At 70.3% G+C, this 27,000-nt stretch carries 22 protein-coding genes and 2 tRNA genes; 6 read left to right on the top strand and 18 right to left on the bottom strand.

Annotated features, from left to right (window positions below):
• Nucleotides 1-3 precede the first annotated feature (3 nt).
• Nucleotides 4-1,659 (top strand): MDR family MFS transporter, encoded by a 1,656-nt coding sequence (locus OG741_RS19755; RefSeq protein WP_405599667.1) that lies wholly within the window; start codon nt 4-6, stop codon nt 1,657-1,659.
• Between the two features lie 10 nt (nt 1,660-1,669).
• The gene (locus OG741_RS19760; RefSeq protein ID WP_405599669.1) at nt 1,670-2,137 is read left to right on the top strand and encodes a PPOX class F420-dependent oxidoreductase; all 468 of its coding nucleotides are present in this window, start codon (nt 1,670-1,672) and stop codon (nt 2,135-2,137) included.
• 396 nt (nt 2,138-2,533) lie between these two features.
• Here the strand turns inward: OG741_RS19760 and OG741_RS19765 are convergent, their stop codons facing one another.
• The 14 genes from OG741_RS19765 to OG741_RS19830 form a co-directional block, all read right to left on the bottom strand.
• On the bottom strand, nt 2,534-3,313 hold the full coding sequence (locus OG741_RS19765; protein WP_405599671.1) for a TetR/AcrR family transcriptional regulator: 780 nt from the start codon (nt 3,311-3,313) through the stop codon (nt 2,534-2,536).
• 36 nt (nt 3,314-3,349) lie between these two features.
• Nucleotides 3,350-4,858 (bottom strand): MFS transporter, encoded by a 1,509-nt coding sequence (locus tag OG741_RS19770; protein WP_405599673.1) that lies wholly within the window; start codon nt 4,856-4,858, stop codon nt 3,350-3,352.
• Nucleotides 4,859-4,927: 69 nt separating this feature from the next.
• Nucleotides 4,928-7,090, bottom strand: a complete 2,163-nt coding sequence (locus tag OG741_RS19775; protein ID WP_405599675.1) for an ArnT family glycosyltransferase — start codon at nt 7,088-7,090, stop codon at nt 4,928-4,930.
• Nucleotides 7,087-8,433, bottom strand: coding sequence for a glycosyltransferase (locus tag OG741_RS19780; protein WP_405599677.1), 1,347 nt, complete (start codon nt 8,431-8,433; stop codon nt 7,087-7,089). Before OG741_RS19780 ends, OG741_RS19775 begins: the two co-directional genes overlap by 4 nt.
• A gap of 25 nt (nt 8,434-8,458) precedes the next feature.
• Nucleotides 8,459-9,985, bottom strand: a complete 1,527-nt coding sequence (locus OG741_RS19785) for a sensor histidine kinase (protein WP_405599679.1) — start codon at nt 9,983-9,985, stop codon at nt 8,459-8,461.
• The gene (locus OG741_RS19790) at nt 9,985-10,722 is read right to left on the bottom strand and encodes a response regulator transcription factor (protein ID WP_323136063.1); all 738 of its coding nucleotides are present in this window, start codon (nt 10,720-10,722) and stop codon (nt 9,985-9,987) included. The genes OG741_RS19785 and OG741_RS19790 overlap by 1 nt, the downstream gene beginning before the upstream one ends.
• Nucleotides 10,723-10,802: 80 nt before the next feature.
• On the bottom strand, nt 10,803-11,654 hold the full coding sequence (locus tag OG741_RS19795) for an amidohydrolase family protein (RefSeq protein WP_405605661.1): 852 nt from the start codon (nt 11,652-11,654) through the stop codon (nt 10,803-10,805).
• A gap of 10 nt (nt 11,655-11,664) precedes the next feature.
• Nucleotides 11,665-12,009 carry an antibiotic biosynthesis monooxygenase family protein gene (locus OG741_RS19800; protein WP_405599681.1) on the bottom strand — a complete coding sequence of 115 codons (345 nt, stop codon included), beginning with the start codon at nt 12,007-12,009 and terminating at the stop codon, nt 11,665-11,667.
• An 87-nt stretch (nt 12,010-12,096) separates the two neighbouring features.
• Nucleotides 12,097-12,963, bottom strand: a complete 867-nt coding sequence (locus OG741_RS19805) for a DUF2797 domain-containing protein (protein WP_405599682.1) — start codon at nt 12,961-12,963, stop codon at nt 12,097-12,099.
• 126 nt (nt 12,964-13,089) lie between these two features.
• Complete coding sequence (locus OG741_RS19810; protein WP_405599683.1) at nt 13,090-13,968, bottom strand: arginase family protein; 879 nt, start codon at nt 13,966-13,968, stop codon at nt 13,090-13,092.
• Between the two features lie 384 nt (nt 13,969-14,352).
• Nucleotides 14,353-14,805 (bottom strand): hypothetical protein, encoded by a 453-nt coding sequence (locus tag OG741_RS19815; protein WP_405599686.1) that lies wholly within the window; start codon nt 14,803-14,805, stop codon nt 14,353-14,355.
• Nucleotides 14,806-14,849: 44 nt separating this feature from the next.
• Nucleotides 14,850-15,524 carry a hypothetical protein gene (locus OG741_RS19820; protein WP_405599689.1) on the bottom strand — a complete coding sequence of 225 codons (675 nt, stop codon included), beginning with the start codon at nt 15,522-15,524 and terminating at the stop codon, nt 14,850-14,852.
• A 296-nt stretch (nt 15,525-15,820) separates the two neighbouring features.
• Entirely contained in the window at nt 15,821-16,297 is a 477-nt protein-coding gene (locus tag OG741_RS19825) for a hypothetical protein (RefSeq protein WP_405599692.1), read from the bottom strand.
• A gap of 16 nt (nt 16,298-16,313) precedes the next feature.
• Nucleotides 16,314-17,564: a helix-turn-helix domain-containing protein gene (locus tag OG741_RS19830; protein WP_405599694.1), complete on the bottom strand. Its 1,251-nt coding sequence runs from the start codon at nt 17,562-17,564 to the stop codon at nt 16,314-16,316.
• Between the two features lie 419 nt (nt 17,565-17,983).
• Between OG741_RS19830 and OG741_RS19835 the strand changes: the two genes are divergently transcribed.
• A complete protein-coding gene (locus tag OG741_RS19835; protein ID WP_405599696.1) occupies nt 17,984-18,265 on the top strand; it encodes a hypothetical protein in 282 nt (93 codons plus the stop codon).
• 134 nt (nt 18,266-18,399) lie between these two features.
• On the opposite strand, the gene OG741_RS19840 is transcribed toward OG741_RS19835, so the two are convergent.
• Nucleotides 18,400-20,391, bottom strand: a complete 1,992-nt coding sequence (locus OG741_RS19840) for a hypothetical protein (RefSeq protein WP_405599699.1) — start codon at nt 20,389-20,391, stop codon at nt 18,400-18,402.
• 561 nt (nt 20,392-20,952) lie between these two features.
• A complete protein-coding gene (locus tag OG741_RS19845) occupies nt 20,953-21,384 on the bottom strand; it encodes a UTRA domain-containing protein (RefSeq protein WP_405599701.1) in 432 nt (143 codons plus the stop codon).
• A 47-nt stretch (nt 21,385-21,431) separates the two neighbouring features.
• On the opposite strand from OG741_RS19845, the gene OG741_RS19850 reads away from it, so the two are divergent.
• Nucleotides 21,432-21,905 (top strand): tyrosine-type recombinase/integrase, encoded by a 474-nt coding sequence (locus OG741_RS19850; protein ID WP_405599702.1) that lies wholly within the window; start codon nt 21,432-21,434, stop codon nt 21,903-21,905.
• Between the two features lie 80 nt (nt 21,906-21,985).
• On the opposite strand, the gene OG741_RS19855 is transcribed toward OG741_RS19850, so the two are convergent.
• Both OG741_RS19855 and OG741_RS19860 read right to left on the bottom strand, forming a co-directional pair.
• Nucleotides 21,986-22,058, bottom strand: a tRNA-Arg gene (locus tag OG741_RS19855).
• Between the two features lie 195 nt (nt 22,059-22,253).
• Nucleotides 22,254-22,347: transfer RNA gene (locus OG741_RS19860), tRNA-Ser, on the bottom strand.
• Between the two features lie 206 nt (nt 22,348-22,553).
• Here OG741_RS19860 and OG741_RS19865 point away from each other — a divergent pair.
• Together OG741_RS19865 and OG741_RS19870 are read left to right on the top strand one after the other, a co-directional pair.
• Nucleotides 22,554-22,994, top strand: coding sequence for an SSI family serine proteinase inhibitor (locus OG741_RS19865; RefSeq protein ID WP_405599704.1), 441 nt, complete (start codon nt 22,554-22,556; stop codon nt 22,992-22,994).
• A 169-nt stretch (nt 22,995-23,163) separates the two neighbouring features.
• On the top strand, nt 23,164-27,000 hold the full coding sequence (locus OG741_RS19870; RefSeq protein ID WP_405599706.1) for a PAS domain-containing protein: 3,837 nt from the start codon (nt 23,164-23,166) through the stop codon (nt 26,998-27,000).

Genomic DNA, 27,000 nt, shown 5'->3' on the forward strand with positions numbered 1-27,000 from the left:
TTCATGGCTACGACCACACCGGCCGGTGTGCGGGGCGGCGACGCCGAACACGGAGGGCAGTCCTCCGAGGGCGCGCCGATGACCCACCGGCAGATCATGGAGGCGCTGTCCGGGCTGCTGCTCGGCATGTTCGTCGCCATCCTGTCGTCCACGATCGTCTCCAACGCCCTGCCGGAGATCATCACCGACCTCGGCGCCGGCCAGAGCGCCTACACCTGGGTGGTCACGGCCTCGCTCCTCGCGATGACCGCGACCACCCCGCTGTGGGGCAAGCTCTCCGACCTCTTCTCAAAGAAACTGCTGGTCCAGATAGCCCTGGTCATCTATGTCCTCGGCTCGGTGGTCGCCGGACTCTCGCAGAACGCCGGGATGCTCATCGCCTGCCGGGTCGTCCAGGGGATCGGCGTCGGCGGTCTCTCCGCGCTCGCGCAGATCGTGATGGCCGCGATGATCTCCCCGCGCGAGCGCGGCCGCTACAGCGGCTACCTCGGCGCGACCTTCGCCGTCGCCACCGTCGGCGGCCCGCTGCTCGGCGGTGTCATCACCGACACCGACTGGCTCGGCTGGCGCTGGTGCTTCTACGTCGGTGTGCCGTTCGCGGTCATCGCGCTGATCGTCCTGCAGAAGACCCTGAAGCTCCCGGTCGTGAAGCGCCAGGTCAAGGTCGACTGGTCAGGAGCGTTCTTCATCAGCGCGGCGGTCTCGCTGCTGCTGGTCTGGGTGACCTTCGCGGGTGACAAGTACGACTGGATCTCCTGGCAGACGTACGCGATGGTCGGTGGCTCGGTCGTCCTGGGTGCGATTTTCCTCCTGGTGGAGTCGAGGGCGAGCGAGCCGATCATCCCGCTGCGGCTGTTCCGCAACCGCGCCATCACGCTGGCGTCGCTGGCCTCGCTCTTCGTCGGCGTCGCGATGTTCGCGGCCACCGTCTTCTTCAGCCAGTACTTCCAGCTGGCGCGCGACAAGTCGCCGACCATGTCCGGCGTCATGACCATCCCGATGATCGGCGGCCTGTTCCTCTCGTCGACGGTCTCGGGCCAGGTCATCACCAGGACGGGCCGCTGGAAGGCCTGGCTGGTCGGCGGCGGCGTGCTGGTGACGGCGGGCCTCGGACTGCTCGGCACCATGCGGTACGACACCGAGTACTGGCACATCGCGATCTTCATGGCCGTCCTGGGTCTCGGCCTCGGCATGATGATGCAGAACCTGGTGCTCTGCACGCAGAACCAGGTCGCCGCCGAAGACCTCGGCGCGGCCAGCTCGGTCGTCACCTTCTTCCGTTCGCTGGGCGGTGCGGTCGGCGTGTCCGCGCTGGGCGCGGTCATGGCCAACCGGGTCACCCACTACGTCAAGGACGGACTGGCCGAACTCGGCCCGCGGGGCGCGGCGCTGGGCCACGGGGGCACGGCGGGCGGCGGCATTCCCGATCTGGACAAGCTGCCCGCGCCGATCCGTACGGTGATGGAGAGCGCGTACGGACACGGTGTCGCCGATGTCTTCCTCTACGCGGCGCCGTTCGCGCTGCTGGCCTTCCTGGTGACGCTGTTCATCAAGGAGGTCGCCCTGAAGAGCCACGCGAAGACGGCGGGGGCCGAGGCGGCGGAGGCGGTCGAGTCGCCTGCCGCGGCGGTCGCCGCCGGGACCTCCGTACGGGAATAGGCTGCGGCGCATGGCACCCAACATCGCCACCAACACCGCGGTGGAACTGGACGAGTTGCTGGACTTCGTACGCCCCAGGCACCGGGCCATCCTCCTCACGACCCGCGCGGACGGCACGCCGCAGGGGTCGCCGCTGACGTGCGGGGTCGACGATGCGGGCCGTCTCGTGATCTCCACGTATCCGGAACGCGCCAAGACCCGCAACGCGCGGCGCGACCCGCGAGTCAGCGTGATCGTCCTGTCGGACGACTGGAACGGCCCCTGGGTCCAGATCGACGGCACGGCGGAGGTACTGGACGCACCGGACTCGGTGGAACCGCTGGTGGAGTACTACCGGAACATCGCGGGGGAGCACCCGGACTGGGACGCGTACCGGGAGGCGATGGTGAAGCAGGGCAAGTCGATCATCCGGGTGAGGGTGGGGCGGTGGGGGCCGGTGGCGAGGGGTGGGTTTCCGGCGAGGCTGAGCGGGGGGTGACGGTGCGGGGGGCCGGGGGGTTGTTTCCCCCACCCCGCCCCTTCCCGTAACCGGGGCTCCGCCCCGGACCCCGGGGGTCAGTGGGGGCTGACGCCCCCACACCCCGGGACTCCAGTGGCTTCGCCACGGAGCAATGCTGCCCGTGGGTGGTCTCGCGGGCGAATCCCCGCGCACCACAGCCCGTCCCGTGGGGAGGGGCCGTGCAGGGTCGTCCCCGCAGGCGATTGGCGGCCAACACCGGGTGCCCTTACGAACCCCTCATCGCCGCCGACGCCGAGGAGTCGATCCCGGAGGGGACCCGGAACCCGCACCCCGAGGCGGGCTCGCACCGCGGACGCCAAGGCCCGCGCCCCGCGGTCGGCCCGCACCCCGGACCCCCAAGACCCGCACCGGGACCTACGCGCGAGCAACCATCGCTTCGATGCCCGCCACCAGCAGTTCCAGCGCGAACCCGAAGTCCCGCTCCCTCATCTCCTCCACCGTGTCCCCACCCCGCGCCTCCATCAGCTCCGACGCGCTCTCCACCATCTCCCTGAACTGCGGCTGTTCGCTCACCGTCCCCATCGCCTGGCGGAAGTACTCGTCCTGGCTCATCCCCGCCGTCGCGCACCGCTGAATGAAGTGCCCCTCGACCGTGCCGAACCCGTACACGAACTGGAACACCGCCGCGAGCGCTCCCATCTGCCCGTGCGGCGGCAGGCCCGTGTTGCGCATCACCTGCTGGACCGCCAGTGAGAACGCCATCGCGTTCGGGCCGATGTTCAGGAACGTACCGATCAGCGGGGACACCCACGGGTGGCGGACCAGCAACGCCCGGTAGCCGGTGGCCAGTTCGCGCAGTTGCTCGCGCCAGTCCCCCGTCGCGTCCACCTCCGGCAGCCGCAGCGTGCCGAACACCGAGTCGAGTGCCAGTTCCAGCAGGTCGTCCTTGGTGTCGACGTACCAGTACACCGACATCGCCGTGACGTTCAGCTCCGCGGCCAGGCGGCGCATCGAGAACTTGGACGCGCCCTCGGTGTCGAGGAGCCGGACCGTCGCTTCGATGATCTTGTCGCGGTCGAGACCGGCAGGCTGGTCGCGGGTGCCCGGTTTGCGGCCGCGGTCCCGGTCCGTCTTGCCGTCCAGCCACACGCTGGTCCGCGCGGGCCCTTTGGCGCGGTCGGCCGCACTCACCATCGCGCATCCTCCTCGGTTCGCCCCCCGACTCCGATGCTATGCCGCCGCCCTGGGTGAGTCTTCCCGCCCGGCCCGCCGCAGCAGCATCGCGGCGAGCAGCCCGCCTGCGAGTACGGCGACCGCGCCGACCAGCTGACTCGTCTGGAGGCCCGAGGCGAAGGCGTCGGAGATGCGGCCGCGTTCGGCGGGACCGTCGGCCGCGGCGAGGGCCGCCGGGAGGGAGGCCGCGCCCGCGACGGTCGCTGCGAGCGCGGCGAAGCGGGAGTTGAGCACGGCGCCCAGGACGGCGACCCCGAGGCCGTTGCCGAATTCGGCGAGGGTGCCGTTGACTCCGGCCCCCACCCCCGCCTTCTCGGGCGGAATCGCGCTCATGATGGCGTTGGCCATGGCGGGCATGGAGAGCGCGACGCCCGCGCCCATGACGACGAGCCCGAGCAGCATGCCGCCGTATCCGTCGCCGCCGAGTACCGCGATCGCCGCGAGCCCGGCGGCGACCAGGGTCATCCCGGTGGCGATGGTCCCGGGGGTGGCGAGCTTCGGCAGCAGCCGCGCGCCGACGCCGGTCAGGTTGAGGGCGATGACGGTCAGTGCGAGCGGCGCCGTACGCAGACCCGCGTCCAGCGGCCCGTACCCCAGCACGAACTGGAGATGCTGGGTGAGCAGGAACAGCGAGCCGCCCATGCCGAAGGCCACGAGGATCGCGCCGGCGACCGCGCCGATGAAGCGCTGGTTGCGGAAGAAGTGCATGTCCAGCATGGGATACGGGATGCGCAGCTCCCAGCGGACGAAGACGGCCAGGACGAGAACTCCGCCCGCCGCGGAGGCGAGGACCTGTGTGGACGTCCAGCCGTGCTCGGGCCCGGAGATGATCGCGTACACGACGGCCGTCATGCCGATGGTGGAGAGCAGCGCGCCGAGCAGGTCCGGGCGGTCGCCCTGCGGGTTCTTGGACTCCGGTACGAGTGCGAGGACGGCGACGAGCCCGATCGCCGCCACCGGGATGTTGACCAGGAAGATCGCGCCCCACCAGAAGTGGTCGAGCATGACCCCGCCGATGAGCGGACCGGCCGCGAAGCCGAGGGAGTTGACGGTGGACCAGAGGCCGATGGCTTTGACGCGTTCGGTGTCGTCGAAGATCTGGACGACGACCGCGAGGGTGGTGGTCATCAGCAGCGCGCCGCCGACACCCATGCCCGCGCGCGCGGCGATCAGCCCGGTCGCGGTCTGCGCGAGTCCGGCGGCCAGGGAGCCGAGGCCGAACAGAGCGAGTCCGGCGACCAGCATTTTCTTGCGGCCGTAGCGGTCGGAGGCGTTGCCCGCGGTGAGCAGGAGCCCCGACTGGACAAGCGAGTACGCGTTGACCATCCACTGGATGTCGGCCGTGGAGGCGTCGAGCTCACGGGTGAGGGAGGGGATGGCGACGCTGAGGACGGTGTTGTCGAGCAGCACGGTGAGCTGGGCGAGGCAGATGACGCCGAGGATCAGCCAGCGCTGCGGATGGCGGCCGGCGGGGGCCAGGCGGGTCTCGGCAGTCGTTGCCGTCATACACGCTCCTTGTACGGTGTACGGGATATCGTCGTACACCGTACAAGGATCCTCATACGCTGTATAGCGCTATTTCTGGTCGGTCAGGTCGTAGAGCGTCGTGCCGTCCACGGTGACCTTGGTGAACGTCGCCTCCACCCACGTCGTGATCCCGGAGCTGCCGCTGCCGCCGGGCCCGCCGCCCTGGCCGCCGGAGATGAAGTAGTGGATCTTCCCGTCCGCGACGTACTGCTTGAACTGCGCGAGGCTCGGCGACGGGTCGCTGCCGTTGAAGCCGCCGATCGCCATCACCGGCTTCTCGGTGGCGAGTTGATAGCTGGCGGCGTTCTGGGAGCCGATGGCCGCGGCGATCCAGGTGTAGTCGCCTGCGTTCTGCTTCAGCCTGGCCTCGACCTCGGCGTTGACGTTCGCGCCGTTGAGGAGACCGCCCATGCCGCCGCCACCGGCGCCGCGCTCGCCCTGCCCGACGCCGGGGAAACCGCCGGGCATCTGCCCCTGGCCCTGAGGGGCTTGGCCCTGGCTCATCTGCCCGCCCGTCGGGGGCTGCCCCATACCGCCGCCCGGCATGCCGCCACCCTGCTGCCCGGCAGCCTGACCCTGCCCCTGCCCCTGCTGCCCGGGGGGCTGCATCCGTGCGCCGTCACCGCCGAGCCGCCCACCGGGACCGCCGCCGCCCGGACCGCCGCGGCCACCGGCCACCGCAGGTCCCGCCGTCACGATCGAGCCCGCGTGACCCTCGCTCACCGTCGTGAGGGAGTACGCGAGCGGCCCGGCCAGCGAGGCCGCGAGCCCCAAACCCGCTACGCCGAGCGCCAGTTGGCGGCCGATCCTGCCGGCGAGCAGCAGCCCGGCCGCGGCCACCAGACCGCCGATCAGCACGGCCCACCGCAGCCACGGCAGATAGTCCGTGCTCCGGCCGAGCAGGGTGTACGACCAGTACGCCGTCACCGCGACCGTGCCGCCCAGCGCCGCCGAGGCCGCGTAGGAACGCCGCTCCTCCCACAGCACCGTCGCGCCCATGCCGACGAGCGCGGCGATGTACGGCGCCAGCGCCACCGTGTAGTACTCGTGGAAGATCCCGGCCATGAAGCTGAAGATCCCGGCGGTCATCAGCAGTGAGCTGCCCCAGACCAGGAACGCGCCCCGCGCGGTGTCCGATCTCCCCCAGAGCCTGCCGGCCTGGGAGGTGCCCCCAGCGCGCCAGGTGATGACAAGCCCCGCGACGAGCAGCAGCAGCGCGGCGGGCAGCAGCCAGGAGATCTGGCCGCCGATGTTCCCGGCGAACATCCGGTCGATGCCGGTCTCGCCCCAGCCGCCGCCACGGCCCCCGCCGCCGCCTCCGACGCTCCCGGTCTCGTTGCCGTTGATCCGGCCGAGGCCGTTGTAGCCGAAGGTCACCTCCAGGAAGCTGTTGTTCTGCGAGCCGCCGATGTACGGCCGCGAGGACGCGGGCCACAGCTCGACGATCGCCACCCACCAGCCGGCCGAGACGATCATCGCGAGCCCGGCCAGCGCCAGTTGGCCGAGCCGCCGCCGCAGGGTCGTCGGTGCGCACACGGCGTAGATGGCGGCCAGCGGCGGCAGGATCAGGAAGGCCTGCAGCGTCTTCGTCAGGAAGGCGAAGCCGACCGCCACACCCGCCCAGACCAGCCACTTCGTGCGTGCGCCTTCGAGGGCGCGCAGCACGCAGTACACCGTCACCGTCATCAACAGCGCGAGCAGCGCATCCGGGTTGTTGAAGCGGAACATCAGCGCGGCGACGGGTGTCACGGCCATCGCGGCGCCCGCGATCAGGCCCGCGGCGGGGGAGAAGCGCCGGCGTACGGCGCCGTACAGCACACCGACCGTCGCGACCCCCATCAGCACCTCGGGGACCAGGATCTGCCAGGAGCCGAGCCCGAAGAGCCGTACGGACAGGGCCATCGGCCAGAGCGCGGCCGGGGGCTTGTCGACGGTGATGGAGTTCGCGGCGTCGGACGAGCCGAAGAAGAAGGCCTTCCAGCTCTCGCTGCCCGCCTGCACGGCCGCGGAATAGAAGGAGTTGGCGTAGCCGGACGCGCTCAGGTTGTAGAGGTAGAGCAGCGCGGTGAGAAGCAGAAGTCCGAGAAAGGCGGGTCGCACCCAGGCGGCATCGTCGGCGCGCCCGCGCCAGATTCGGGTGCCCGGCGCGCTGCGGGCGTGCCCGGGGCGCTCCGCCACCGCGAGCCCGTCGTGGGGAAGAGTCGTCGTCATCGTGAGTTCCTTACGGTGTACGGAAGTTCGGAGGCGGGCCGCTCGTCGTCGGCTGGGGCATGGTCGTCGGCCGGGACGTGGCCGTCGGCCGGGACGTCGGCGTCGCGCCGGTCCGGGAAGACCCACGCCCGGAAGAGCAGGAAGCGCAGCATCGTGGCCGCGAGGTTCGCCGCGATCAGGACCGCGAGCTCGGTGCCGTGGGACGGGTTTCCGGCGGCCGCGTCCAGCGCGGCCAGCGAGCCGCTGGTCAGCGCGAGCCCGATGCCGAACACGACCAGGCCCTGCGCCTGATGGCGTACGGCCCGCTCCCGGCCCCGGATCCCGAAGGTGAGCCGCCGGTTCGCGGCCGTGTTGGCGACGGCGGAGAGCAACAGCGCTCCCGCATTGGCGACTTGGGGCCCGACCCCCGCCCTGAAGAGCGAATACAGCAGCAGATACAGCAGCGTGGACAGCGCGCCGACCACACAGAAGCCGACCAGCTGCCGGGCGAGACCACCCGGAACCCCGCTCAGCTGCCGGTCACGCGGATCGTCCCCGAAGGGCCGCGCGAGGCGGTCCAGCGGCAGCGCGCCGACCGCCAGCGCACGCCCCACCCGCCAGACGCCCTTGAGGTCCTCGGTCGCCGTGCTCACGATGTGCACCGTCGAGTCCGGGTCGTCGACCCAGTCCACCGGCACCTCGTGGATCCGCAGCCCGGCCCGCTCGGCCAGCACCAGCAGCTCGGTGTCGAAGAACCAGCCGGTGTCCTCCACCATCGGCAGCAGCCGCTCGGCGACCTCACGCCGTATCGCCTTGAATCCGCACTGGGCGTCCGAGAACCGCGCCGCGAGCGATCCGCGCAGAATCAGGTTGTAGGCGCGCGAGATGAACTCCCGCTTCGGCCCGCGCACCACGCGCGACGAGCGCGCGAGCCGGGACCCGATCGCGAGGTCCGAGTGCCCGGAGATCAGCGGTGCGACCAGCGGCAGCAGGGCGTTGAGGTCGGTGGACAGATCGACGTCCATATAGGCGAGTACGGGGGCGTCCGAGTGCGACCACACGGTGCGCAGTGCCCGGCCGCGGCCCTTCTCCTCCAGCCGGCAGGCCTCCACCTCGTGGATGGAGCGGGCGAGCCGGGTCGCCACCTGGGGCGTGGCGTCGGTGCTCGCGTTGTCGGCGACGGTGATCCTGAAGCCGTACGGGAAGGTCCGTACGAGGTGGTCGTGCAGTCTGCGCACGCACCGTTCGAGGTCTTTCTCCTCGTTGTGGACCGGGATCACCACGTCGAGTACGGGCCGGCCAGCGGTGTGGGCGAGCAGATGCTCCCGGGCCGGAAGAGTCCCCCTTGGGGTGTCGGTTCGCATGGCACGACACTCGGCGGCCGCGCTGTCACGCCCGTGTGATGTGCCTGTGGCCCGTCTGTGAGTCGTGCGCCGCGGGCATTGCCACGGCGAAGACTGTGTGCCCCGGTTCGGAGCGCACGCTCACGGTGCCGCCGTGCGCCGTGACGACGGCCTGCACGATCGCCAGGCCGAGGCCGGTGGATCCGGCGTGCCGGGACCTGGAGGCGTCGCCGCGCGCGAACCGTTCGAAGATGTGCGGCAGCAGGTCGGGTTGAATGCCGGGGCCGTCGTCCTCGACCTCCAGCACGACGGCCCGGCTGCCCTCACGTCGCACGCGTGCGGTGACCGTCGTACCGGGTGGTGTGTGGGTACGGGCGTTCGCGAGGAGATTGACCAGCACCTGGTGCAGGCGGGCGCTGTCGCCCTGGACCGTCGCCGGTTCCACCGGGAGCTCCAGACGCCACTTGTGGTCGTGTCCCGCCGCCTGCGCATCACCCACGGCGTCAACGACCAGCGGCGAGAGATCAGTGCTCTCGTACGAGAGCGGGCGTCCGGCGTCGAGACGTGCGAGCAGCAGCAGATCTTCCACCAGGCCCGTCATCCGCGTCGCCTCGGCCTCGATGCGCCCCAGCGCGTGCCGGGTGTCCGCGCCGACGTCCTCGCGTCCGCGCCGGGTCAGCTCGGCGTAGCCGCGGATCGACGCCAGCGGCGTCCGCAGCTCATGGCTGGCATCCGCGACGAACTGCCGCACCCGCGTCTCGCTCTCCTGCCGCACCGCGAGCGCCGAACCGACATGCCCCAGCATCCGGTTGAGCGCCGCGCCCACCTGACCGACCTCGGTCCGCGGATCGGCCTCGGTGTCCGGGACGCGCTCGTGCAGGGCCACCTCGCCGCTGTGGAGCGGAAGTTCGGAGACGCGGGTCGCGGTCGCGGCGACCCGCCGCAGCGGCTGCAGCGCGACCCCGACCAGGGTGGCGCCCGCGATACCGGCGGCGATCAGCCCGGCGCCGGTGACGGAGACCTCGACCAGGACCAGTGTGCCCAGCGCGTCCTGCACGTCTTTCGTCGGGATCCCGACGAGGTAGGAGCCGCGGACCCCGGTGCGGTACTCGACCCGGTAGTCGCCCCGGCCTGGCAGTTCCAGCGTGTGCGGACGGCCGTCGCGCGGGACCTCCGCCAGAGCCTTGGACTGTGCCGCGGTGAGCGGGCTCCGGCTCGGCCCCAGCGCGTCCGTCGTCCGCTCGGTGCTGGCCGCGGCGTCGAGAACCGTGCCGCTGAGGGTGAGCTGTGCGCCGACGGTGCCCACCGGCGTACCGCCGCCGGTGACGAAGTCGAGCGGATCCCTCTCCGGCATCCCGGCGAACGGCCGGTCCTCGACCGGGCCCGGCGGTCCGGCGGCACGCATGCCGACGGTGTCCAGCTGGGTGTCCAACTGCCCGTACAGATACGTGCGGTAGGCGATCGTCGTGACCGTACCGATCACCGCCGACACCACCGCGATCAGCGCCACCGCCGAGACCACGAGCCGGGTCCGCAGCGACCATCTGCGCCGCCGTCCACGTACGCCGCGCACTATTCGCCCGGCTTGATCAGATATCCGGCCCCGCGCCGGGTGTGGATCATCGGCGGACGACCCGCGTCGATCTTCTTGCGGAGATACGAGACGTACAGCTCGACGACATTGGCCTGCCCGCCGAAGTCGTACGACCACACACGGTCCAGGATCTGCGCCTTGCTGAGCACCCTCCGCGGATTGCGCATCAAGAAGCGCAGCAGCTCGAACTCGGTCGCCGTCAGATGGATCGACGCACCGCCCCGGCTGACCTCGTGGCTGTCCTCGTCGAGGGTCAGATCCCCGACCGCCAGCAGCGACTCGCTGCGTACGGTCGCGGCCCCGGACCTGCGGATCAGACCGCGCAGCCTGGCCACCACCTCCTCCAGCGAGAAGGGCTTGGTGACATAGTCGTCGCCGCCCGCCGTCAGTCCGGCGATCCGGTCCTCGACCGCGTCTCTGGCGGTGAGGAAGAGCACCGGCACCTCAGGCAGTTCGCGCCGCAGCCGCCCCAGGACGGCGAGCCCGTCCATGTCGGGCAGCATCACGTCGAGCACCACCGCGTCGGGCCGGAAATCGCGCGCGGAACGCACAGCGCCCGCGCCGTCCCCGGCGCTGCGCACCTCCCAGCCCTCGTAGCGCAGGGCCATCGACAGCAGCTCGCTCAGCGCCGCCTCGTCGTCCACGACGAGCACCCGGACAGGGCTGCCGTCCGGCCTGAGCATTTCGGTACGCCCCTGGGGCGAGGTCGCGGTCATGCTGGTCACCCTGCGACCGCGCCCTGAGAGGGTCCTTGCCCTTTGCTGTGAATTCCCTGAGAAAACGCTGGGTGCGACGGCTAGCTGAGACCGAAGAGAGCCGCGCCGTTGTCGTGGCACACCGCGCGCAGCCAGTCGTCCCCGAGATCCAGCCGTTCCAGCGCCCGCAGTTGATGGACGTACGGATACGGGATGTTGGGGAAGTCGGTCCCGAGCAGCACCCGGTCCGCGAGCGCCGCCAGCCGGGCCCGCTCCCCGGCAGGGAAGGGGCTGAGGCGCTCACTGAAGTCCGTGAACGCCATCGTCGCGTCCAGCCGCACCTCCCGGTAGCGCTCCGCGAGATCGAGGAAGTCGGTGTACTCCGGCATCCCCATGTGGGCGACGACCAGCCGCAGCCGCGGATGCCGCGCGAGCAGGCGGCCCACCGGCTCGGGCCCGGTGTGCTTGCCGGGCACGGGCCCGGAGCCGCAGTGCGCCACCACTGGGATTCCGGCCTCGGCGAGCAGTCCCCAGACGGGGTCGAGCAGCGCGTCGTTGGGGTCGTACGCCCCCACCTGGAGGTGCGCCTTGAAGACCCGCGCCCCGCGCTCGACCGCCTCGCGCACGTACCGCTCGACGCCCTCCTCCGGGAAGAGGGTGGCGGTGTGCAGACAGCCGGGAGTGCGCTCGGCGAAGTCCGCGGCCCAGCCGTTCAGCCACGCGGCCATGCCCGCCTTGTGCGGATAGAGCATCGAGGTGAACGAGCGCACCCCGAACTCCCGCAGCAGCGCGACGCGTTCCTCCTCCTCGTGCCGGTAGGTGATGGGCCATTCCATGCCGGTCAGCGGGCCGACGGCATCGAAGTACGCCCACACCTTCCTGAGGACCTGCTCGGGCATGAAGTGGGTGTGTACGTCCACGAGTCCGGGCAGCCCGAGCCGCTGCCAGAACATCCGGACGTCGTCACTCTCGCTCAAAGCCGTAACTCCGCTCCACCTTGCCGATATGCACGCTGTAGCTCTCGTACCACTGGGCGCGTCCGCGCTTCTGCGCGGCCTGGTGCTCCAGATTCCGCTGCCAGGCGGCGATGGCTTCCTCGTCCCTGAAGTAGCCGACGGTGATCGCGATCCCGCCGGGAGTCATGGCCGACTCGTACCCGAGGAACCCGGGCACCTCCCGCACCAGTTCCTTCATCCGCTCGGCGGTCTCACCGTATCCCTCGGGGCGGTCGGTACGGACGGAGGTGAAGACCACTGTGTAGTAAGGCGGTTCATGTGCCGCGACAGGCCTGATGTTCTGGATGCTCATGACACCCAGCGTCCGTTCCGGGTCGGGGAAGTGTCCAGCCTCATTGCCGTAAGGGATCCAAAGGGGATCCAAGACTTGACCATGCGGTCAGAAGAGCCCGTCCTGAACGGCCCCGCCGGCGACGTCGAGTAGGGGCACCGTCACGCCCTCCCCCGGCCCGGCGCCGAGGAGCGACCAGCCGGTCATCAGCCGCGTATCGAGCACGACAAGCCCGTCGTCCGCGGTCCGCAGATGCAGATCGGGCCCGGCCGCTGCCACCACGCGCCCGGCGACGACCCCGCCGTCGACCACCTCGCGCACCACCGCGGTCGCGGCGGGCAGACCGTCGAGCCCGAACACCTCGGCGTGGTCGACCGCCTCGAAATCCAGCCGCTCCAGCGACTCGGCCCACCCGGCGAGCGCCACCGCGCGGCGGTGCAGCTCCCCGATCTCCGCGGCCCGCTCGGCCGCCCCGGGCAGGGCGGCCCGCACGGCGCGCTTGGCCGCGTACGGAATCCGGTCCGGCACTCCCAGCGCACTGCGCATCAGCTCCTCGGTCCGCCGCGCGGCCATCAGCGGACCGCGCCCCAGCCAGCTGAAGACGACGGCACCCTGCTCGAGCAGCCGCGCGGGCCCGCGCTCCTCGGCGGTGATGCCGACCTTGACCATCTCTCGACCGAACCAGGCGAGATACACGCGGTACGTCCTGGGGTCGTCCGCGATGGTGTCGGCGGCCACCGAGTGCGCCCGGTCCAGCCGCGCGCACTCCGCACACCGCGCCTGGGTCGCCCGGCCCGCCACGACGGCCCCGAGCGGACAGGGATTGCCCCGCGCCCCGACGCAGGATCGCTCGCCCTCGGCGCGGAAGCCGAGCTCCTTCCCGGCGGTCAGCGGACTGACCCGCCCGCCTTCCCACGCGAGCACGGGAATCCGGGTCCCCCGCGGCCAGCTGAGTCCTGCGCAGCGCCACGCCATACACACACCTCCGGCAGAAAACGGGGACGTTACCGGAGCCCACGGACATCGCCCGCGATCGTTTCAGGCCTGCGCGGCCCCGGCCAAGACCTGACCAGCCCGACTCAGCCCCGGCCCGGCCCCGGCTCAGCCCCGGCCGGTGCGCGCGGACAGCCCCCGGCGCAGGCACTCGACGAGCCTCGCGGCGATGCTCCCGTCGGGATCGAGACGGGGATTGAAGATCGTGACATCGAAGCCGACGGCCCGCTCGTCCCCGAGCGCCGTGCGCAGCACGCTCTCCAGCTCGGCCCAGCTCAGCCCGCCGGGAAGCCGGTAGTCGACGGCGGGCATGACCGCGTCGTCCAGCACATCCACATCGAGGTGCACCCAGTACTCCCCGAGCCGCCCCACGGCCCCCCGCGCCGCCGCCGCGGCCCCGACAGCCCGCACGCCGTCGAGATCGACCGCGCCCAACTGCGGCGGCAGCGCCTGCATCCCGGCCTCCGCGGACTCGCCTGCATCCCGGAACCCGAGCGCGACGACATCCTCGTCCCGCACCAACGGCCCCAGCCCTTCCAGATCGGCAAGCACCCGCGGCCCGCGCCCCGTCGCCAGCGCGAGCTCCATCGACGCCACCTCACCGGCCGGCTCCGCGGACGGCTGATAGAAATCGGTGTGCCCGTCGAGGAAGAGCAGTCCGTACCGCCCCCGTCGCCGGAGCGCGAGGAGATTGCCGAGCAGGATGCTGCAGTCCCCGCCGAGGACGACGGGAAACAGCCCACGGTCAAGGACGCCACCCACGGTGTCGGCGAGTGCGCTGGAGTACCGCGCGATTCCACCCGAATTGAGCACCCCGCTCTCGGGATCGCGCCCCACCTCGTACGCCGGCGCCTCAACCCGCCCACCCCGCACGGCCCCCAGCCCCTCCACCAGCCCGGCCCGGAGCAGCGCCCGCGGCAGCTCCTCAACCCCGGTCGGCCGCAGCCCGAGGACGGAGGGCGCCTCGATGATCGCGAGTTCCCGCACTCCGCACGCCTCCTCGACCACAACCCGAACCCGGTCAGACTTACGGCTCGTCCACCGCATCGCCGAGATTTCCGCACCACCACCCGGCCCGGGCCACCCGATCGGCTCCGCGAGAGCTCAGGATTCGCGGCAACGCAAGAGGCCCCTCGGATTTCTCCGAGGGGCCTCTGAGCTGTGTGCACTCGGCAGGATTCGAACCTGCAACCTTCTGATCGGTAGCTCCAGCCGGACCGGTCAGCGACGGCCGCACCGGCCGCTTCACGGTCGCGGAGGGGCGCTACCGGACGAGGACGGTTGCTGTGGTTGCGGTACAGCGCTGCTGTACTCCTACTGCAGAACGCGTTGCTGAGGGGATGCTCGGCGACGCGCTCCATCCGCTGTTCTTCACTGCTCGACGGTAAGTGCCCAGATGACCGCCGACGGAGCCGTGATCTGAATGGCCGCTTCGCTACGCGCTCGCTTCAGGCGGATCTCGTTGTAGGTACTGCTCACCTCGTGGTCCACGCATTCGAGCGGGAAGCTGAGGCCGATTGGTGTGACGGACACCGTGAGGGTGCCCTTCCCCTGGCAGTTGACCTGGATGGCCAGCCGCCCGGCACCGATGTCACTCAGAGGCAGGGTGGCGTTGCCTGTGCGCGATGCCACCCTGAGGACGGCCTTGCCGTCGACTGGCTTGGGCGCCTGGGTGACGGTTTCGCCCTCGATGTGCTCCGCCCTACTACTGCCCGTGGTGCTTGTGGGCATCGGCTTCACGGGTGATGCCGAGGTGGACGTCGGCTGGGACTTTGCGTCGTCATCGGAACAGCCGCTGATCCCCAGCAGCAAGGCGGCGATCAACAGGCCTGTGCCGCCACGGTGCGGGCGGCACCCGAGAGCGTGTCTTAGCTCTCCCACAGGTACCAGCCGACCTTCAGCGGCGTGTAGCTGGTGACCGTCTTCTTGGCGCTGGTCCTGCAGTTGCTGTAGATGATGTAGCTCGTGCCGGTGTTCTTGAGCCGGAAAACGCCGTACTTCGCGTTGGTGGTCTTCCGCGGCGGGGTGTCGACCGCGATCGAGTTGCCCAGCTTCGCAGTCAGCTTGGCCGACAGATTCACGTCGTACTTGGCCTCGATCTTGGCGATCATGACATCAATGCTGGTGGACAGGCCGACCGTGACGCTGACACCAACCTCGCCAGTGACTTCGGAAGTGAAGGTAGAGCGTGCGACCCGCGACGTCCCGTTGTAGTTCGAGTTCGTCGGACCGACCCCCGCGTGGTACTGCGCGCCCTTGCTCGAGGGGGTGTAGATCCGCTGCGTGGGCCCGCAGTATTCGGCGTCCGGCCTGTCGACGGGCGGCTTCCCGGTCTCCCCCGGCAGCGGCTCCAACTCAGGCGCAGGCCCCAGATCGGTCTCCTCCGGCTCCACGGGCGGAGCGGTATTGACCGCGGTCGGCTCCTCGGACGCAGAAACAGAAGCAACCGGTGTGGCGAGCGCATGTGCCGGCGCAGCCATAACGGCCAGCGCGGTGAAAGCGATCGCGGAAGCCAGCGGTCCGCGTCTGACAGAAACTCCCATGTGGGTCTCCCCCCTATGCCGCCCCATCTGGGCGGGCCGAGCACGACCCTGGCAGGTTCATGCCCCCCGCCCCAGAGGAATCGATCATTCCTGAGCAAGACGCGAGCTTCCTCAGGTGCAAAAAGGGACAGCAGCCCCGATCTCTCTCCGGGCGTCGCCCATCAGCGATTCTTGATAACCGTCGTGGCCGCGATGTCACCATGGGTTCAAATCCCACACCCACCGCAGACGAACGGCCCCTGACCTGCTGAATCGGTCAGGGACCGTTGGCTAATCCGGGCACCACTGGGTTGCCGTCAGTCGCGGCTTGCACCCTCGGGCCAAACCACCCGGACCGGCACCCCTGTGCGCTCGGCGTAGCTGACCACATCCGCAGTGCCGCCATAGCCACGCGCGGGCTCTCCGTCCCAGACGGCGACCAGTTCGTCCGCCAGACCGACCAGGATCTCGCTGCCCACCATGTGAGCGTTCGAGTCGGACTCCGTCAGCCCGGTCTCGTGGACCTGGACGGCCCGGTGCATGAGGTCGTCGTACACCGCGTGATGCCACTCGGGCAGCGAATCCCGATACTTCTCGGCGGGGACGACGACTTCCAGAGCGCCACCGTGGCGAAGCACAGCCTGTGCGAACCAGGCGTCGGGCCCGTCAGCAATGCAGGAGATGCCCACGAGATCGGCGGCGGGAATGCCGCTCACAACCTCGCTGATCGCTCGCTTCACACGCTCCTCCACCTCCGCAGGCAGACCGCGATGCCCGGTGATTCCGACCCTCATTCCGTCCCCTCTCACCTCACAGGTACACGCCGTGCAACCGGTCGTCGAATGTCCGCACCACCTTGGGCGGCGTGCTGCTGGTGTACGCCCGCCGGAAAACGCGGGCCCGCTCGACGACCCGCCCGGACCGGTAGCGCAGCCCGGACTCGACAGCCTGTGTCGCAAGGACGTAGGCGGCCTCCAACCGTCCAGCGGCTTGGTGCCCGGCCGCGAAGTCGAGTTGCAGCAGCGCATGTTGTTTGGCGTGCGCCGATGGCATTGCTGTCGCTCTGTCGTCGTGCCTGCCGAACACCCACGAGGGCAGCCCGAGACGCGCACCGCACGCCACCCGGCACGCAGAGATCTTCGCCTCATTGAAGGTGAAGACCCAAGGCCATGGTGGGGGCTCCTCCGCTGTGATGAGTGCCGCTGCCGTCCGGCTGCGCACGAGGGCTTGATCGGTCGAGCGCTCATCCCCCGCTGCGGCATGTGAAAGGGCTTCCACCGTGCACAGCCACGCGTCCGCGATGGCCGGAGCAGTCGTACCGAGGTGCCGTCGAGCAGACCGCGTCAGATTCAGCCCTTGGGCAGCGTTGCCGGCGTCCGCCTCCATCTGGGCCAGGCTGCCGATCTGGTACGCGGCGAGCAGCCGGTTCCCCGAGCGACGGGCAGCCTTGATGGCCGATCCGTACCAGGTGCGGGCCGAACCGTGGTCGCCCATGTCCCAGCTCAGCCATCCGGCCAGACTCGCTGCCTCGCTGCCCACTGCAGCGAGTCTGACGCGCTGGTCCTCGTCAGGTGCCTCCGCCGCGACGCTCTGCACCAGGCGCAGATGGGCGAAGACAACCTCGGACAGCTGCCGTGACGGGGTCGACCCGTCCATACGCCGGAACGCTGTCGTGGCGAGTCTGAGCGTGGCGGCCTGGCCGGCCTCCTGGCGCTCGGGTATCGGAATGGCTACCAGGGCGGGCGTCGCTGCTGCGGCAACGGCTCCTGCCAGGAATTCTCGGCGTTCCACTGGGTCTCTTCCATCTGCGGCTGCTGTTCCGTCGGCGAGACCGACGAGACGAGGGGGGAGACCCAGGCAGGCGGCGGCGCTCGCCAGAATGCTCATGTTGTACGGGCCCGCTGCCCGGCCTTCGAGCCGTGAGACGGCGGACTGCGTGAGGCCGCATGCCTCGCCTAACTGGCGCTGCGTAAAGCCCCGTTCCCTACGGGCAAGCTGAATGACGCGCCCGTAGTCGCTCTCGCGCGACGCGTCCCGGATGGCCTGCTTGGACCAGTTCATCGACTCACCTCTCCGTACGGTAGGTCCCCCGGCCGCGCCACTTGGCATCCGAATGCGCTTGGTGCATGCGCGTATGCGCTGCACGCATCAAGTGTGGCTCAGAACACAGCGATCACGCTTTGGTCTTGGCGGTACGAGACGCAAGACCACGAGGTGGTGACCATGGCTGGGACAAGGGCAGACGGGCCGGAAAGCGTGACTCCTGCCGCGCTGGAGATCGGTTCGCTGGCTGCCGACACGAAGCGGAACAAGGTCGGTCGCGTGATGGGCCAAGTTGGGCCAAGGGTCCAGCTGCGCCCCTTAGAAGGTGGCCGCGAGTGGGACGTAGCGCCGCAGGACATCCGCGAGGCGAGCTCGGATGAGGCGCTGAGCGCGCGGGTCGCTGAGACCAACAGGCGTAGTCAGAACCGGGGGTTCTGATGACTCCGCACACGATCATCACAGCCGCCGAGTGGACGCTGAGCGCCGAGTCGGCCGAGGGTGCACCTCAGGCGATCTTCTCGGCGACCTGTGTCACCTGCGGCGCTGAGGCACAGCCCGTGGACGGCGAGCGGTTGCCGGTGGAGGTATGGGCGCTCAAGCACACGGGGCTGCATCCGACGCATCGTCAGTTCAAGGCGGTGACAGAGTGCTTCTGGCGAGTGGAACCGGCACCCGGCAACCCCTACTGGGAGACCGAGCCCCGAGGCGCCCGGCCGTGAGGCAGCGACTAGCCATCGTGTTGGCGGTTGTGGTCCCACTGGCGATCTATAGCGACCCGTGCCGCCTGCATCCATGAATGCGGGCGCGATCGATGCTGTAGCCGGTCCACTCGCCGTTGGTTTGACCGGCTGGACTACGGGAGGCCGCCGACGGGGACGGTCACTGCTGTTGCTTCGGCCTCGGTCTCCGGGGTCACGTGGGTGTCCGGTGTGCGGAACCGGTAGAGCAGGAGGAGGGCCACGGCGGGGACGACCAGGTAGAGCAACAGGACGATGAGGGCCTGCGTGGTGCCGTGACCGTCGAAGTAGATCGAGTTGCGGAGCAGGATGTAGGCGTTGCGGGGTGGCAGGTACGGGCCGATGGCGCGCCAGAACGCCGGTAGGTAGGGGACTCCGTTCGCTCCACCGGATGAGGGGTTGCCGAAGAGCATGACCACGATGACGGTCACGAGAGTTCCGGCGGCACCCAGGAGCTTTTGCAGGACGGCGGCGACGACGGCGACCGCCGCGATGATCAGGCTGAGGATCGGCCAGACGATCCAGAACTTGGGCGCGGGGTAGCCCTTGAGCCAGAAGCAGACGACGACGTTGACCAGCAGGGCGGCGAGGACGGCGAACCCAGCAAGTGCGGGCAGGCGCCAGCGTCCGACCGAGGTCCCGGTCGTTGCTCTGAGCATCGTCGCGCCCATGTATCCGCCGACGAGCAGCGGGATCAGCATCAGCGACTCGACCAGGCCGAAGGGGTCCTTCTTCGCCAGCGGATGGGGCGCGTACTGCTGGACGTGGAGAGGTTGTCCGAGCTTCTTCGCGGCTACCTCGAAGTTCCCTGCCAGGTCGAGGGGTGCGATATCGCTGAGGGTGGGGACGACGAGAAGAGTGGTTGATGTCGGTCCGGGGATGAGCGCGCCGTAGATCTTGGCCTGGTCGATCGCGTCTTTCACGGCGGATTCGTCGGGATAGAGGGTGACCTTGAGTGAGAGGTTCTTCTGGGCCGCGGTCAGGATCGGGGAGTGGCCTGTGGCACCGATCGGGAGGTCGGTCGCGACGGGCTCGTGCGCGGAGCTGATGTAGTTCGCAGTGAACAGGCACTGCATCACTGCGGCGATCGCCAACGCGACGAGGGCCCGCACGAGGGGTCTTGGCCCGGAGGATGGTTCGGTAGTGGAACCCGCCCTGTGCGAGGGGGCTGTCGCGCCGACCTTCTTGACCGGTCGCCACCGGCCCAGGTAGCCGATGATGATGCCCCCCGCCAGCGCGTACAGGCCGAGGACGATGAGCGGCGTGGTGATGTTGTTTCCGTTGAAGTAGATGACGTTGCGCAGCAGTGCGACGGCGTGCTGGGGCGGGAAGATGGCGCCGATGTGCTGCCAGTAGGAGGGCAGGAGGGAGAGCCCGACCCCGCCGGCCGCGGCCCCGCCCACGATGATGAACAGGACCGCCACCAGAAGAGTGCCCAGGGGGCCGACGAGGCGTTGGAAGGCTGCGGCGGCGAGGGAGACGGCGGCGGTGATCAGGACGAAGCATGGCAGGAGCGGCCAGAAATGGCTGTTGTCGTAGGCGCCGATCCCCGGCCCGGCAATCAGGTCGGTCACGAGGGCGCCGACCGCCGAGTAGCCGACGAGCATCGCCACGTGCCATGGTGCGGCGGCCGTCTTGGTCGCCTTGAGCACCAGGACGGCGGCCAGGTACCCGCCGATGAGCAGCGGGATCAGGAGCAGTCCGGCGACGCCGCCGAGACGGTCGCTCTTGGGCAGCGGCTTGACGGTCTTCACCACCAGGGGCTTGCCGAGCTTCTTGGCCGCGTCGCCGAACGCGGCTTCCAGCTCCACGCGACCGAAGAAACTCTTGGCCGGGACCACGATCAGCGTGTCGGTCTTCGGACCGGGCAGATAGGCGCCGTAGAGCTTGCTCTGGTCGATCGCGTCGAGCACGGCGGATTCGTCCGCATAGCTGAGCGTCTGGAGTGACACCTTCGACGTCACCGCGTTCACGACCGGGGAAGCACCGGTCACGCCGATCGGGGCGTTGCGCAGCACCAGCAGTTGCAGCGAACTGACCAGACAGAGCGCGAAGAGGCTCTGCAGGACCAGCACGATCCCGAGCGCAACCAAGATCCTCTTCATCATGCCAAAACCACCCAGCGGGCGTCGGCCTCGCGACACGAAGTGCGCCCAGGTCGGCCGTGCTGGCTTCGAGTACTCAGCCCAGCCCACCGATCAAGGTAAGTACGCATCGCGCCCATGCGTGCACGCTATGTTTTCGCCGTGCGTGGGGCGCGCCGAGTAGCGCAGCCGGGTGAGCACGGACCATCGCGGGCACTTCGCGCTGCTGACCGATACAAGGTTGGCGCAGCGGCTTTGGGCGGGAGCTGCAATGGGGCGAGAGATCGGGGCCCATAAGCTGGCCGCGAATCGGGCCGGCACCTGGCCTGCCCGCAGTAGTCCGATCTGGGCCCCGATCTTCGAGGCTCGCCCCATGGTGGCTGCGTAAAGCCGCGAAGCCGACCGCCCCAGCCACCCACTGGCCGTTTTCGCCTCGGCCAAGTCGCCTCGCTCCAGCGGCGCGACCGGCGCAGCCGGGGCCCGAGCGGTGGCGAAGACACGGAGCGTCGGGACCCGGCGGTGAGCCGGGGAGCGCGCGGCGAGCGGAGCGAGCCGCCTTGACCTTGTAAAGAAAACTTGCGGGACCTACAGGGTGAGCGCTGCGGCGGACTCTGCTCCCGTGCTGCGGGCCGTGGCCAACCACTGTGGTGCGCTGGCAACTTCGAAGCGATCCGATGGTGCCGTGATCGTGGTGACTTCCAGGGGTCGGCCATGGCTGTCCACCATCGTCCGTCGGACATCGAGGACGGGTGTGCCGCTGGATACGTCCAGATCGCCAGGCTCGTCACCGAAAGGCATGCGTGCAGTCACGGTCGTAGTGAAGCTGATCGGTCCGTGCCGTTCCGCCAGCCGCTGGAAAGGAGTCCACGGTACGTAGTCCTCTTCCTCGGGCTCCTGGTCGTCGTCGAGGTCGGACGGCTCATAGTCACTCTGATGCGCTTTGACGGCGTACGGGTCGTCAGGTTCATTGGCCTTGTCCCAGAGGTCCGCGGGCTCCTCCGGCTTCGGCTCAGGCATCAGGCCGACCAGGTGGGCGGGAATGGCCGACGTGACGGCGATAGCTGGTGCGAGCGGCCACGAAGACAGCTCGCTCCACGCGCCGAGTGCCGCTGCCTGCTGAGTGTGCGATCGCGCTGCGTGCCTGCCGCGCTCAGCAGCACACCGACCGACTGGCTCGCGGGGACAAGTGGACGACAACAGATCTGGTCTTCACGACTCGCAACGGGACACCGATAGAACCGCGCAACCTGAACCGCGCCTTCGAGACCCTGAGTCGGCGCGCCGGTATCCGCCAGGTGCGCTTCCACGATCTTCGGCACACCTGTGCCTCGCTGCTGCACGAGCAAGGGGCCGACGCTAGGACGATCATGGAGGTCCTCGGGCACAGCTCGATCCGCGTGACCATGGACGTCTACACGTTCGTCCGGCTGGACACCCAGCGGGCCGCCTTCGACCGCGTCAGTGATGCGCTGGCAGGCATTGACGGCAACCGGCCGGACAGCGATGACGACTCGACTGGAGCAATCGCCGCGATCTAGAGGCGGTTGCCGTCAACCACCGCCGTCAAACCAAAAACCAGAGGCCCTGTCGATCTCTCGACAGGGCCTCTGGCCTGTTGTGCACTCGGCAGGATTCGAACCTGCAACCTTCTGATCCGTAGTCAGATGCTCTATCCGTTAAGCTACGAGTGCTTGTGCGTCCTGGGCTGTTCTGCCCGGTCGGCGTTGCGGGAACAACATTACATGACCCGCGCCGTCAGGTGAAATCCGTTAAGCACATCCTGCCTGACCTGCGAAAACGCCGCAGAAACGCCTCTGAATCGCCCCCGCGAAGCAGCCGTGAACGACCGAAGCCCCGGCCATCAGGCCGGGGCTTCGGTGATCAACTGGCGGAGGCGGAGGGATTTGAACCCTCGATGGGCTTTAAGACCCAAACCGCATTAGCAGTGCGGCGCCATAGACCGGACTAGGCGACGCCTCCAGCTCACCCGCGCGGGCGCGAGTGGTGCGTGCAGATGATGACACAGCCCGGTGGGGTGTCACCAATCGCTGTCCACGGTACTAGGCGCGCGGGCCACAGAGCAAAGCGCTTCTCCGGTTGCGCAACGCCGCGGCCCACGGAGCGTTAAAGATGCCGGGGCCCCGGGCCCCGGACGGAACCGTGACTCTCGAGCTCCAGGAGTTTCCATGCTGCGCCGCATCGTCCTCATCGCAACCGCCTCCGCCGCCGCGCTGGCCGCCGCCGTCCCCGCCGCCGGGGCCTCGTCCCTTCCGCTGCCCTTGGCGCTGCTGTCCGCGCCGGCCGAGGACGAGCTGACCGTGACCGTGTCCGACACCGCCCGGACCGACGGGATGTACGAGCTTCGGTGCGGGCCCACCGGCGGGGACCACCCGGCGGCGCAGGACGCCTGCGACCGGCTGGACGAGTTGGCGCTGGAGGGGAAGGACCCGTTCGCGCCGGTGCGGCAGGACCAGATGTGTACGGAGCAGATGGGTGGTGACGAGACCGCGCGCATCACCGGCACCTGGCAGGGACGGCCGGTGGATGCCACCTTCAGCCGGACCAACGGCTGCGAAATCTCGCGATGGCACACCATGGAGCCCGTACTGCCGAACACCAGGTCATAGGCCCAGGGCGTAGGCCTTGTGCACACAACCTTGGTGAGAGCTCCCCCTCATCCGCCGCCTCCCGCACATCCGCTGCCTTTAGACTCCCTCCAGTGACAGGCTGAAGCCCGAGGGGCAGGATGGGACCGGCCGTCCGCACCATGCAGTAGGTCAGGGAGGAACCGTCGTCGTGAGCAGCAGGCCATCCCGAGGCGCTGCTCGCCTCGCAGCCATACTCGACGCGCTCCCTGACGGGCTCGTGCTCGTCAACTGCAATGGCACAGTCGTCAACGCCAACACCATCGCCCTCGAACTCTTCGAGAGCGCGGGCACCGCACTCGTCGGGCGCGGGCTGCTCGATCTGCTGCCCTCCTTCGACTCCCGGCTGATCCCGGGCTCCATGCGCCGGCCCGAGGCGGCCGACGAGCGGGGCCGCACCAAGCCCGCCCGGATGATCGCGCGGCGTACGGACGGCAGTGAGTTCCCGGTCGAGGTCACCAGCGCGAGCCTCGAGGACGGGCGCGAGGCGTACGACTCGTACGGCGGCGGCTACACCGGTGACGAGCTGCTGATGCTCGTCGTGCGTGATCTGTCGGGGACCGTGGATACCGAGGCGGAGCTGGCGCGTTCGCAGCGGCAGACCGAGATGATCCTGCGGGCCGCGTCCGAGGGTGTCGTCGGTACGGACACGGATGGGCGCGTCGTCCTGGTCAATCCGGCCGCCGCGCAGATCCTCGGGTTCCGGGCGAGCGACCTCGGCGGCCAGGAGCTGCATCCGCTGATCCTGCACTCGCGCGCGGACGGCGAGCCCTTCCCGTACGAGGGGTCGCCGCTCGCGGACACCCTCAAGTCCGGCCGCAAGCACCGGGTGCGCGGGCAGGTGCTGTGGGCGAAGAACGGTTCGAAGGTGTCGGTCGATCTGACGACCGCGCCGGTACGGGACGGGGACCAGCTCGTCGGCGCGGTGATGACCTTCACCGACCGGCGCCCCTACGAGGAGCAGGCGGAGCAGCACGCTGCGGAGCTGGCGCAGGCGACCGAGCGGCTGACGGCCGAGATCGCGGAGACGACCGAGCGGCTGACGGCGGAACTCGCGGACAAGTCTGAGCGCTACGCCGCCGAGATCGAGGAGCGGACCGACCGGTTCGATGAGCTGGCCGCCCGGCATGCCCAGCTGACCGCCGTACTGGGTGAGTCGCTGCGCGGGCCGCTGGAGGAACTGCGCGCCGAACTGGGCACGCTGGCCGCCGATCCGGCCGGGCAGCTGTGGCCCGAGGCCAACCAGATCCTGCATCATCTGGCCGCCGGATATGCCCGGATGACGACGCTTGTCGACAATGTCCTTAGCTATCAGCGGCTCGACACGGGCGCGGAAGAGCTGCACAAGGCCAAGGTGCTGCTCGACGGGGTCGTTGCGGCCGGGGTCGAGGGCGCGATCGAGCTGATCGGTCCGGGGCGGGCGCAGTTCGCGGTGCATTCGCCGCCGATAGAGGCCGAGGTGGACGCGGGGCGTCTGGCGACGGCGCTCGCGCATCTCGTCGCGGACGTGGCCGGGGTCGACTCGACCGGCAAGGCCCGGGTGGTTCCGGGCGGCGGCTATGTGGACTCGACGGTCGTCGTGGCGGCGGCGCAGCGCGGTGATGTCGTACGGATCGAGGTGCGCGGGCCGTTCGCCGGGGGAGACCCGGTGCACGAGCCGATGGTGCGCGGGATCGTACGGGCCCACGGCGGGGTGCTGCAGACGCACGAGGTGCCGGGGATGAGCGGCAGCGCGTACGTCCTGGAGGTGCCGCTGGGCGAGGGCTCGGGGACGGTGACGGCTCCCCCGGCGCCGGACCCCGAGGCCGGTGTGCTCGCCGTGCCGGAACAGAAGGCCTCGCCCGCAACGACCGGCGGGGGCGGGCGGCGGCGCGCGCGGCGGGCCTCCACGGACGCCTTCCTGGAGAGCCCCGTCGCCGTGGAGGACCCGTCGGCCGCGCAGCCGACGGGCCGCCGCAGGGGTCATGCGGGAGAGTCGCAGCAGGAGCAGACCCCCGCCCAGGAATCGGGCGAGGGGAGTGGTTCGGGGAACGGCGGGACCGGACGGCGGCGCGGGCGGCCGAGCCCCGCCGAGCAGGCTGTCGCGGTCGCCGCGGGAACGGCCCCCCGGCCTTCCGAGGGTTCGGTGGTGACGGCCGCGGAGGGCGCGGCCTCGACCGGGCGCGCGGCGCTCGGCGCGACGGTGCCGCCGCAGGGCGTGCCCGTCGACCCGCACGGAACGGGCCCCTCCGGGCGGCGCGCGCTGCGCCCCGATGGCGGGATGCCCCAGCTGCCCGCAGCTCCGACCGCGACCGCGGCCCCCGCTCCGACCGCCGGGCGACGCGCCAGGCGGGCGCTGGCGACCGCGCCGGCCGAGGTGGAGTCAGGGCGCACGGCGTTCGCGCTCCCGCCTGCCGAGGCCGACCGGATTCCGCCGTCGGCGGGTGAGGCCGATGCCTCGCTGCCGGGCCGGCACGACGCCGTAGGTACCGAGCCGGGCACCCAGCACCACACGCCGCCGCAGCAGCATCCGGAGCCCACGGGCCGGCGCCGGGCACGCCAGGACGCTCAGCCTCTGCCCGAAGAGACACCCGAGCCGTCTGCGGCGCAGCCCATCGCTCAGCCCGTCGCCCAGCCTGCCGTACAGCCGGACTGGGCCGAGAACGGCACCGCAGGCAGCGGCCTCGCGGCCCTCGCCTCCGACGACTCGACCGGGCACCACGCGGCGGCCGTCGACGAGGCCGCGCAGCGGTCCGCACCCGCAGCCGCACCCGCGCAGAGCCCGGCCGTGAGCCCTGGCCGGACGGTCGCGGCCGCCGGTTCCGTATCGATGCCGCTGCCCGTGCCGGCCGACGGTCCCGCCGCCTCGCGCGCCGCGCAGCCACTGCCCGCGGCGCAGCCGCTGCCCGCCGAGGCCCCGGTTCCCGCCGAGGCCCCGGTTCCGGCCGACGCCTCACAGGGACGCGCCTTCAGCGTGCGCACGCTGGGGCAGGGCGTGCCGTTCTCGCAGCAGATCACCGAGAAGCAGAACCAGACACTCGGCTCCGGCCGTCGCCGCAAGCTGGCCACGCCCCCGGACGGCGAGCGTTCCGAATCATCCGCCCGTCAGCACCCGCAGGGCCCGGCGCAGACCGGTTCGCTGATGCCGGCCGAGCGGACCGAGGGCCGGGCGTATGCGATCGGTGCCCCCGACGAGGGCGCGGAGGGCCCCGAGCCGCTGGACGGCCCGGGCGGCGCGGTCGAGGTGGCCAACCGGCCGCAGCCGCAGCCCGTCGACGACGAACTTCCCCCCGAGCCGCTGGACAACCCGCGCCGTCTCCTTGTCTGGCCCGCGCCCGACGTCTCCACCCAGCAGGCGCTGAGCGACCGCGGCTACCGCCCGGTGGTCGTGCACTCGCGCGAGGAGGTCGACGCGCAGATCGCGGCCTTCCCGGCGGCGCTCTTCGTCGACCCGCTGACCGGCCCGATCACCCGGACAGCCCTGCAGTCGCTGCGCCAGGCCGCGGTGGCGGCGGAGGTTCCGGTGCTGGTGACGGCGGGGCTGGGGCAGGCGACGCGGGAGGCCGCGTACGGCGCGGATCCTGCCGTACTGCTCAAGGCGCTGGCCCCGCGCGACAGCGAACAGCACCCTCCGCGCGTGCTGTTGATCGAGGAGCACGAGGAGATCGCGCTCGCGCTGTCGGCGACGCTGGAGCGGCGCGGTATGCAGGTCGCGCGCGCCGGGGCGGACGCGGACGCGGTCACGCTCGCCGCCCAGATGCGGCCGAACCTGGTGGTGATGGACCTGATGCAGGTACGCCGCCGCAGGGCCGGGATCATCGACTGGCTGCGTGCGAACGGGCAGCTGAACCGCACGCCGCTGGTCGTCTACACCTCGGCGGGCCTCGACCGCGCGGAGCTGCCGCGGCTCTCGTCGGGAGAGACGGTGCTCTTCCTGGCCGAACGCTCCACGAGCAGCGAGGTACAGGCGCGCATCGTCGATCTGCTGGCGAAGATCGGTACGAACTAG

The sequence above is a fragment of the Streptomyces sp. NBC_01410 genome, from assembly GCF_045040195.1.
GTDB lineage: Bacteria > Actinomycetota > Actinomycetes > Streptomycetales > Streptomycetaceae > Streptomyces.

Excerpts from the sequence above, each read along its gene's own strand:
- OG741_RS19755 (WP_405599667.1), top strand. The coding sequence starts at position 4 with ATGGCTACGACCACACCGGCCGGTGTGCGGGGCGGCGACGCCGAACAC.
- OG741_RS19760 (WP_405599669.1), top strand. The coding sequence starts at position 1,670 with ATGGCACCCAACATCGCCACCAACACCGCGGTGGAACTGGACGAGTTG.
- OG741_RS19765 (WP_405599671.1), bottom strand. The coding sequence starts at position 3,313 with ATGGTGAGTGCGGCCGACCGCGCCAAAGGGCCCGCGCGGACCAGCGTG.
- OG741_RS19770 (WP_405599673.1), bottom strand. The coding sequence starts at position 4,858 with ATGACGGCAACGACTGCCGAGACCCGCCTGGCCCCCGCCGGCCGCCAT.
- OG741_RS19775 (WP_405599675.1), bottom strand. The coding sequence starts at position 7,090 with ATGACGACGACTCTTCCCCACGACGGGCTCGCGGTGGCGGAGCGCCCC.
- OG741_RS19780 (WP_405599677.1), bottom strand. The coding sequence starts at position 8,433 with ATGCGAACCGACACCCCAAGGGGGACTCTTCCGGCCCGGGAGCATCTG.
- OG741_RS19790 (WP_323136063.1), bottom strand. The coding sequence starts at position 10,722 with ATGACCGCGACCTCGCCCCAGGGGCGTACCGAAATGCTCAGGCCGGAC.
- OG741_RS19795 (WP_405605661.1), bottom strand. The coding sequence starts at position 11,654 with ATGTTCTGGCAGCGGCTCGGGCTGCCCGGACTCGTGGACGTACACACC.
- OG741_RS19800 (WP_405599681.1), bottom strand. The coding sequence starts at position 12,009 with ATGAGCATCCAGAACATCAGGCCTGTCGCGGCACATGAACCGCCTTAC.
- OG741_RS19805 (WP_405599682.1), bottom strand. The coding sequence starts at position 12,963 with ATGGCGTGGCGCTGCGCAGGACTCAGCTGGCCGCGGGGGACCCGGATT.
- OG741_RS19820 (WP_405599689.1), bottom strand. The coding sequence starts at position 15,524 with ATGGGAGTTTCTGTCAGACGCGGACCGCTGGCTTCCGCGATCGCTTTC.
- OG741_RS19825 (WP_405599692.1), bottom strand. The coding sequence starts at position 16,297 with ATGAGGGTCGGAATCACCGGGCATCGCGGTCTGCCTGCGGAGGTGGAG.
- OG741_RS19830 (WP_405599694.1), bottom strand. The coding sequence starts at position 17,564 with ATGAACTGGTCCAAGCAGGCCATCCGGGACGCGTCGCGCGAGAGCGAC.
- OG741_RS19835 (WP_405599696.1), top strand. The coding sequence starts at position 17,984 with ATGACTCCGCACACGATCATCACAGCCGCCGAGTGGACGCTGAGCGCC.
- OG741_RS19840 (WP_405599699.1), bottom strand. The coding sequence starts at position 20,391 with ATGATGAAGAGGATCTTGGTTGCGCTCGGGATCGTGCTGGTCCTGCAG.
- OG741_RS19845 (WP_405599701.1), bottom strand. The coding sequence starts at position 21,384 with ATGCCTGAGCCGAAGCCGGAGGAGCCCGCGGACCTCTGGGACAAGGCC.
- OG741_RS19865 (WP_405599704.1), top strand. The coding sequence starts at position 22,554 with ATGCTGCGCCGCATCGTCCTCATCGCAACCGCCTCCGCCGCCGCGCTG.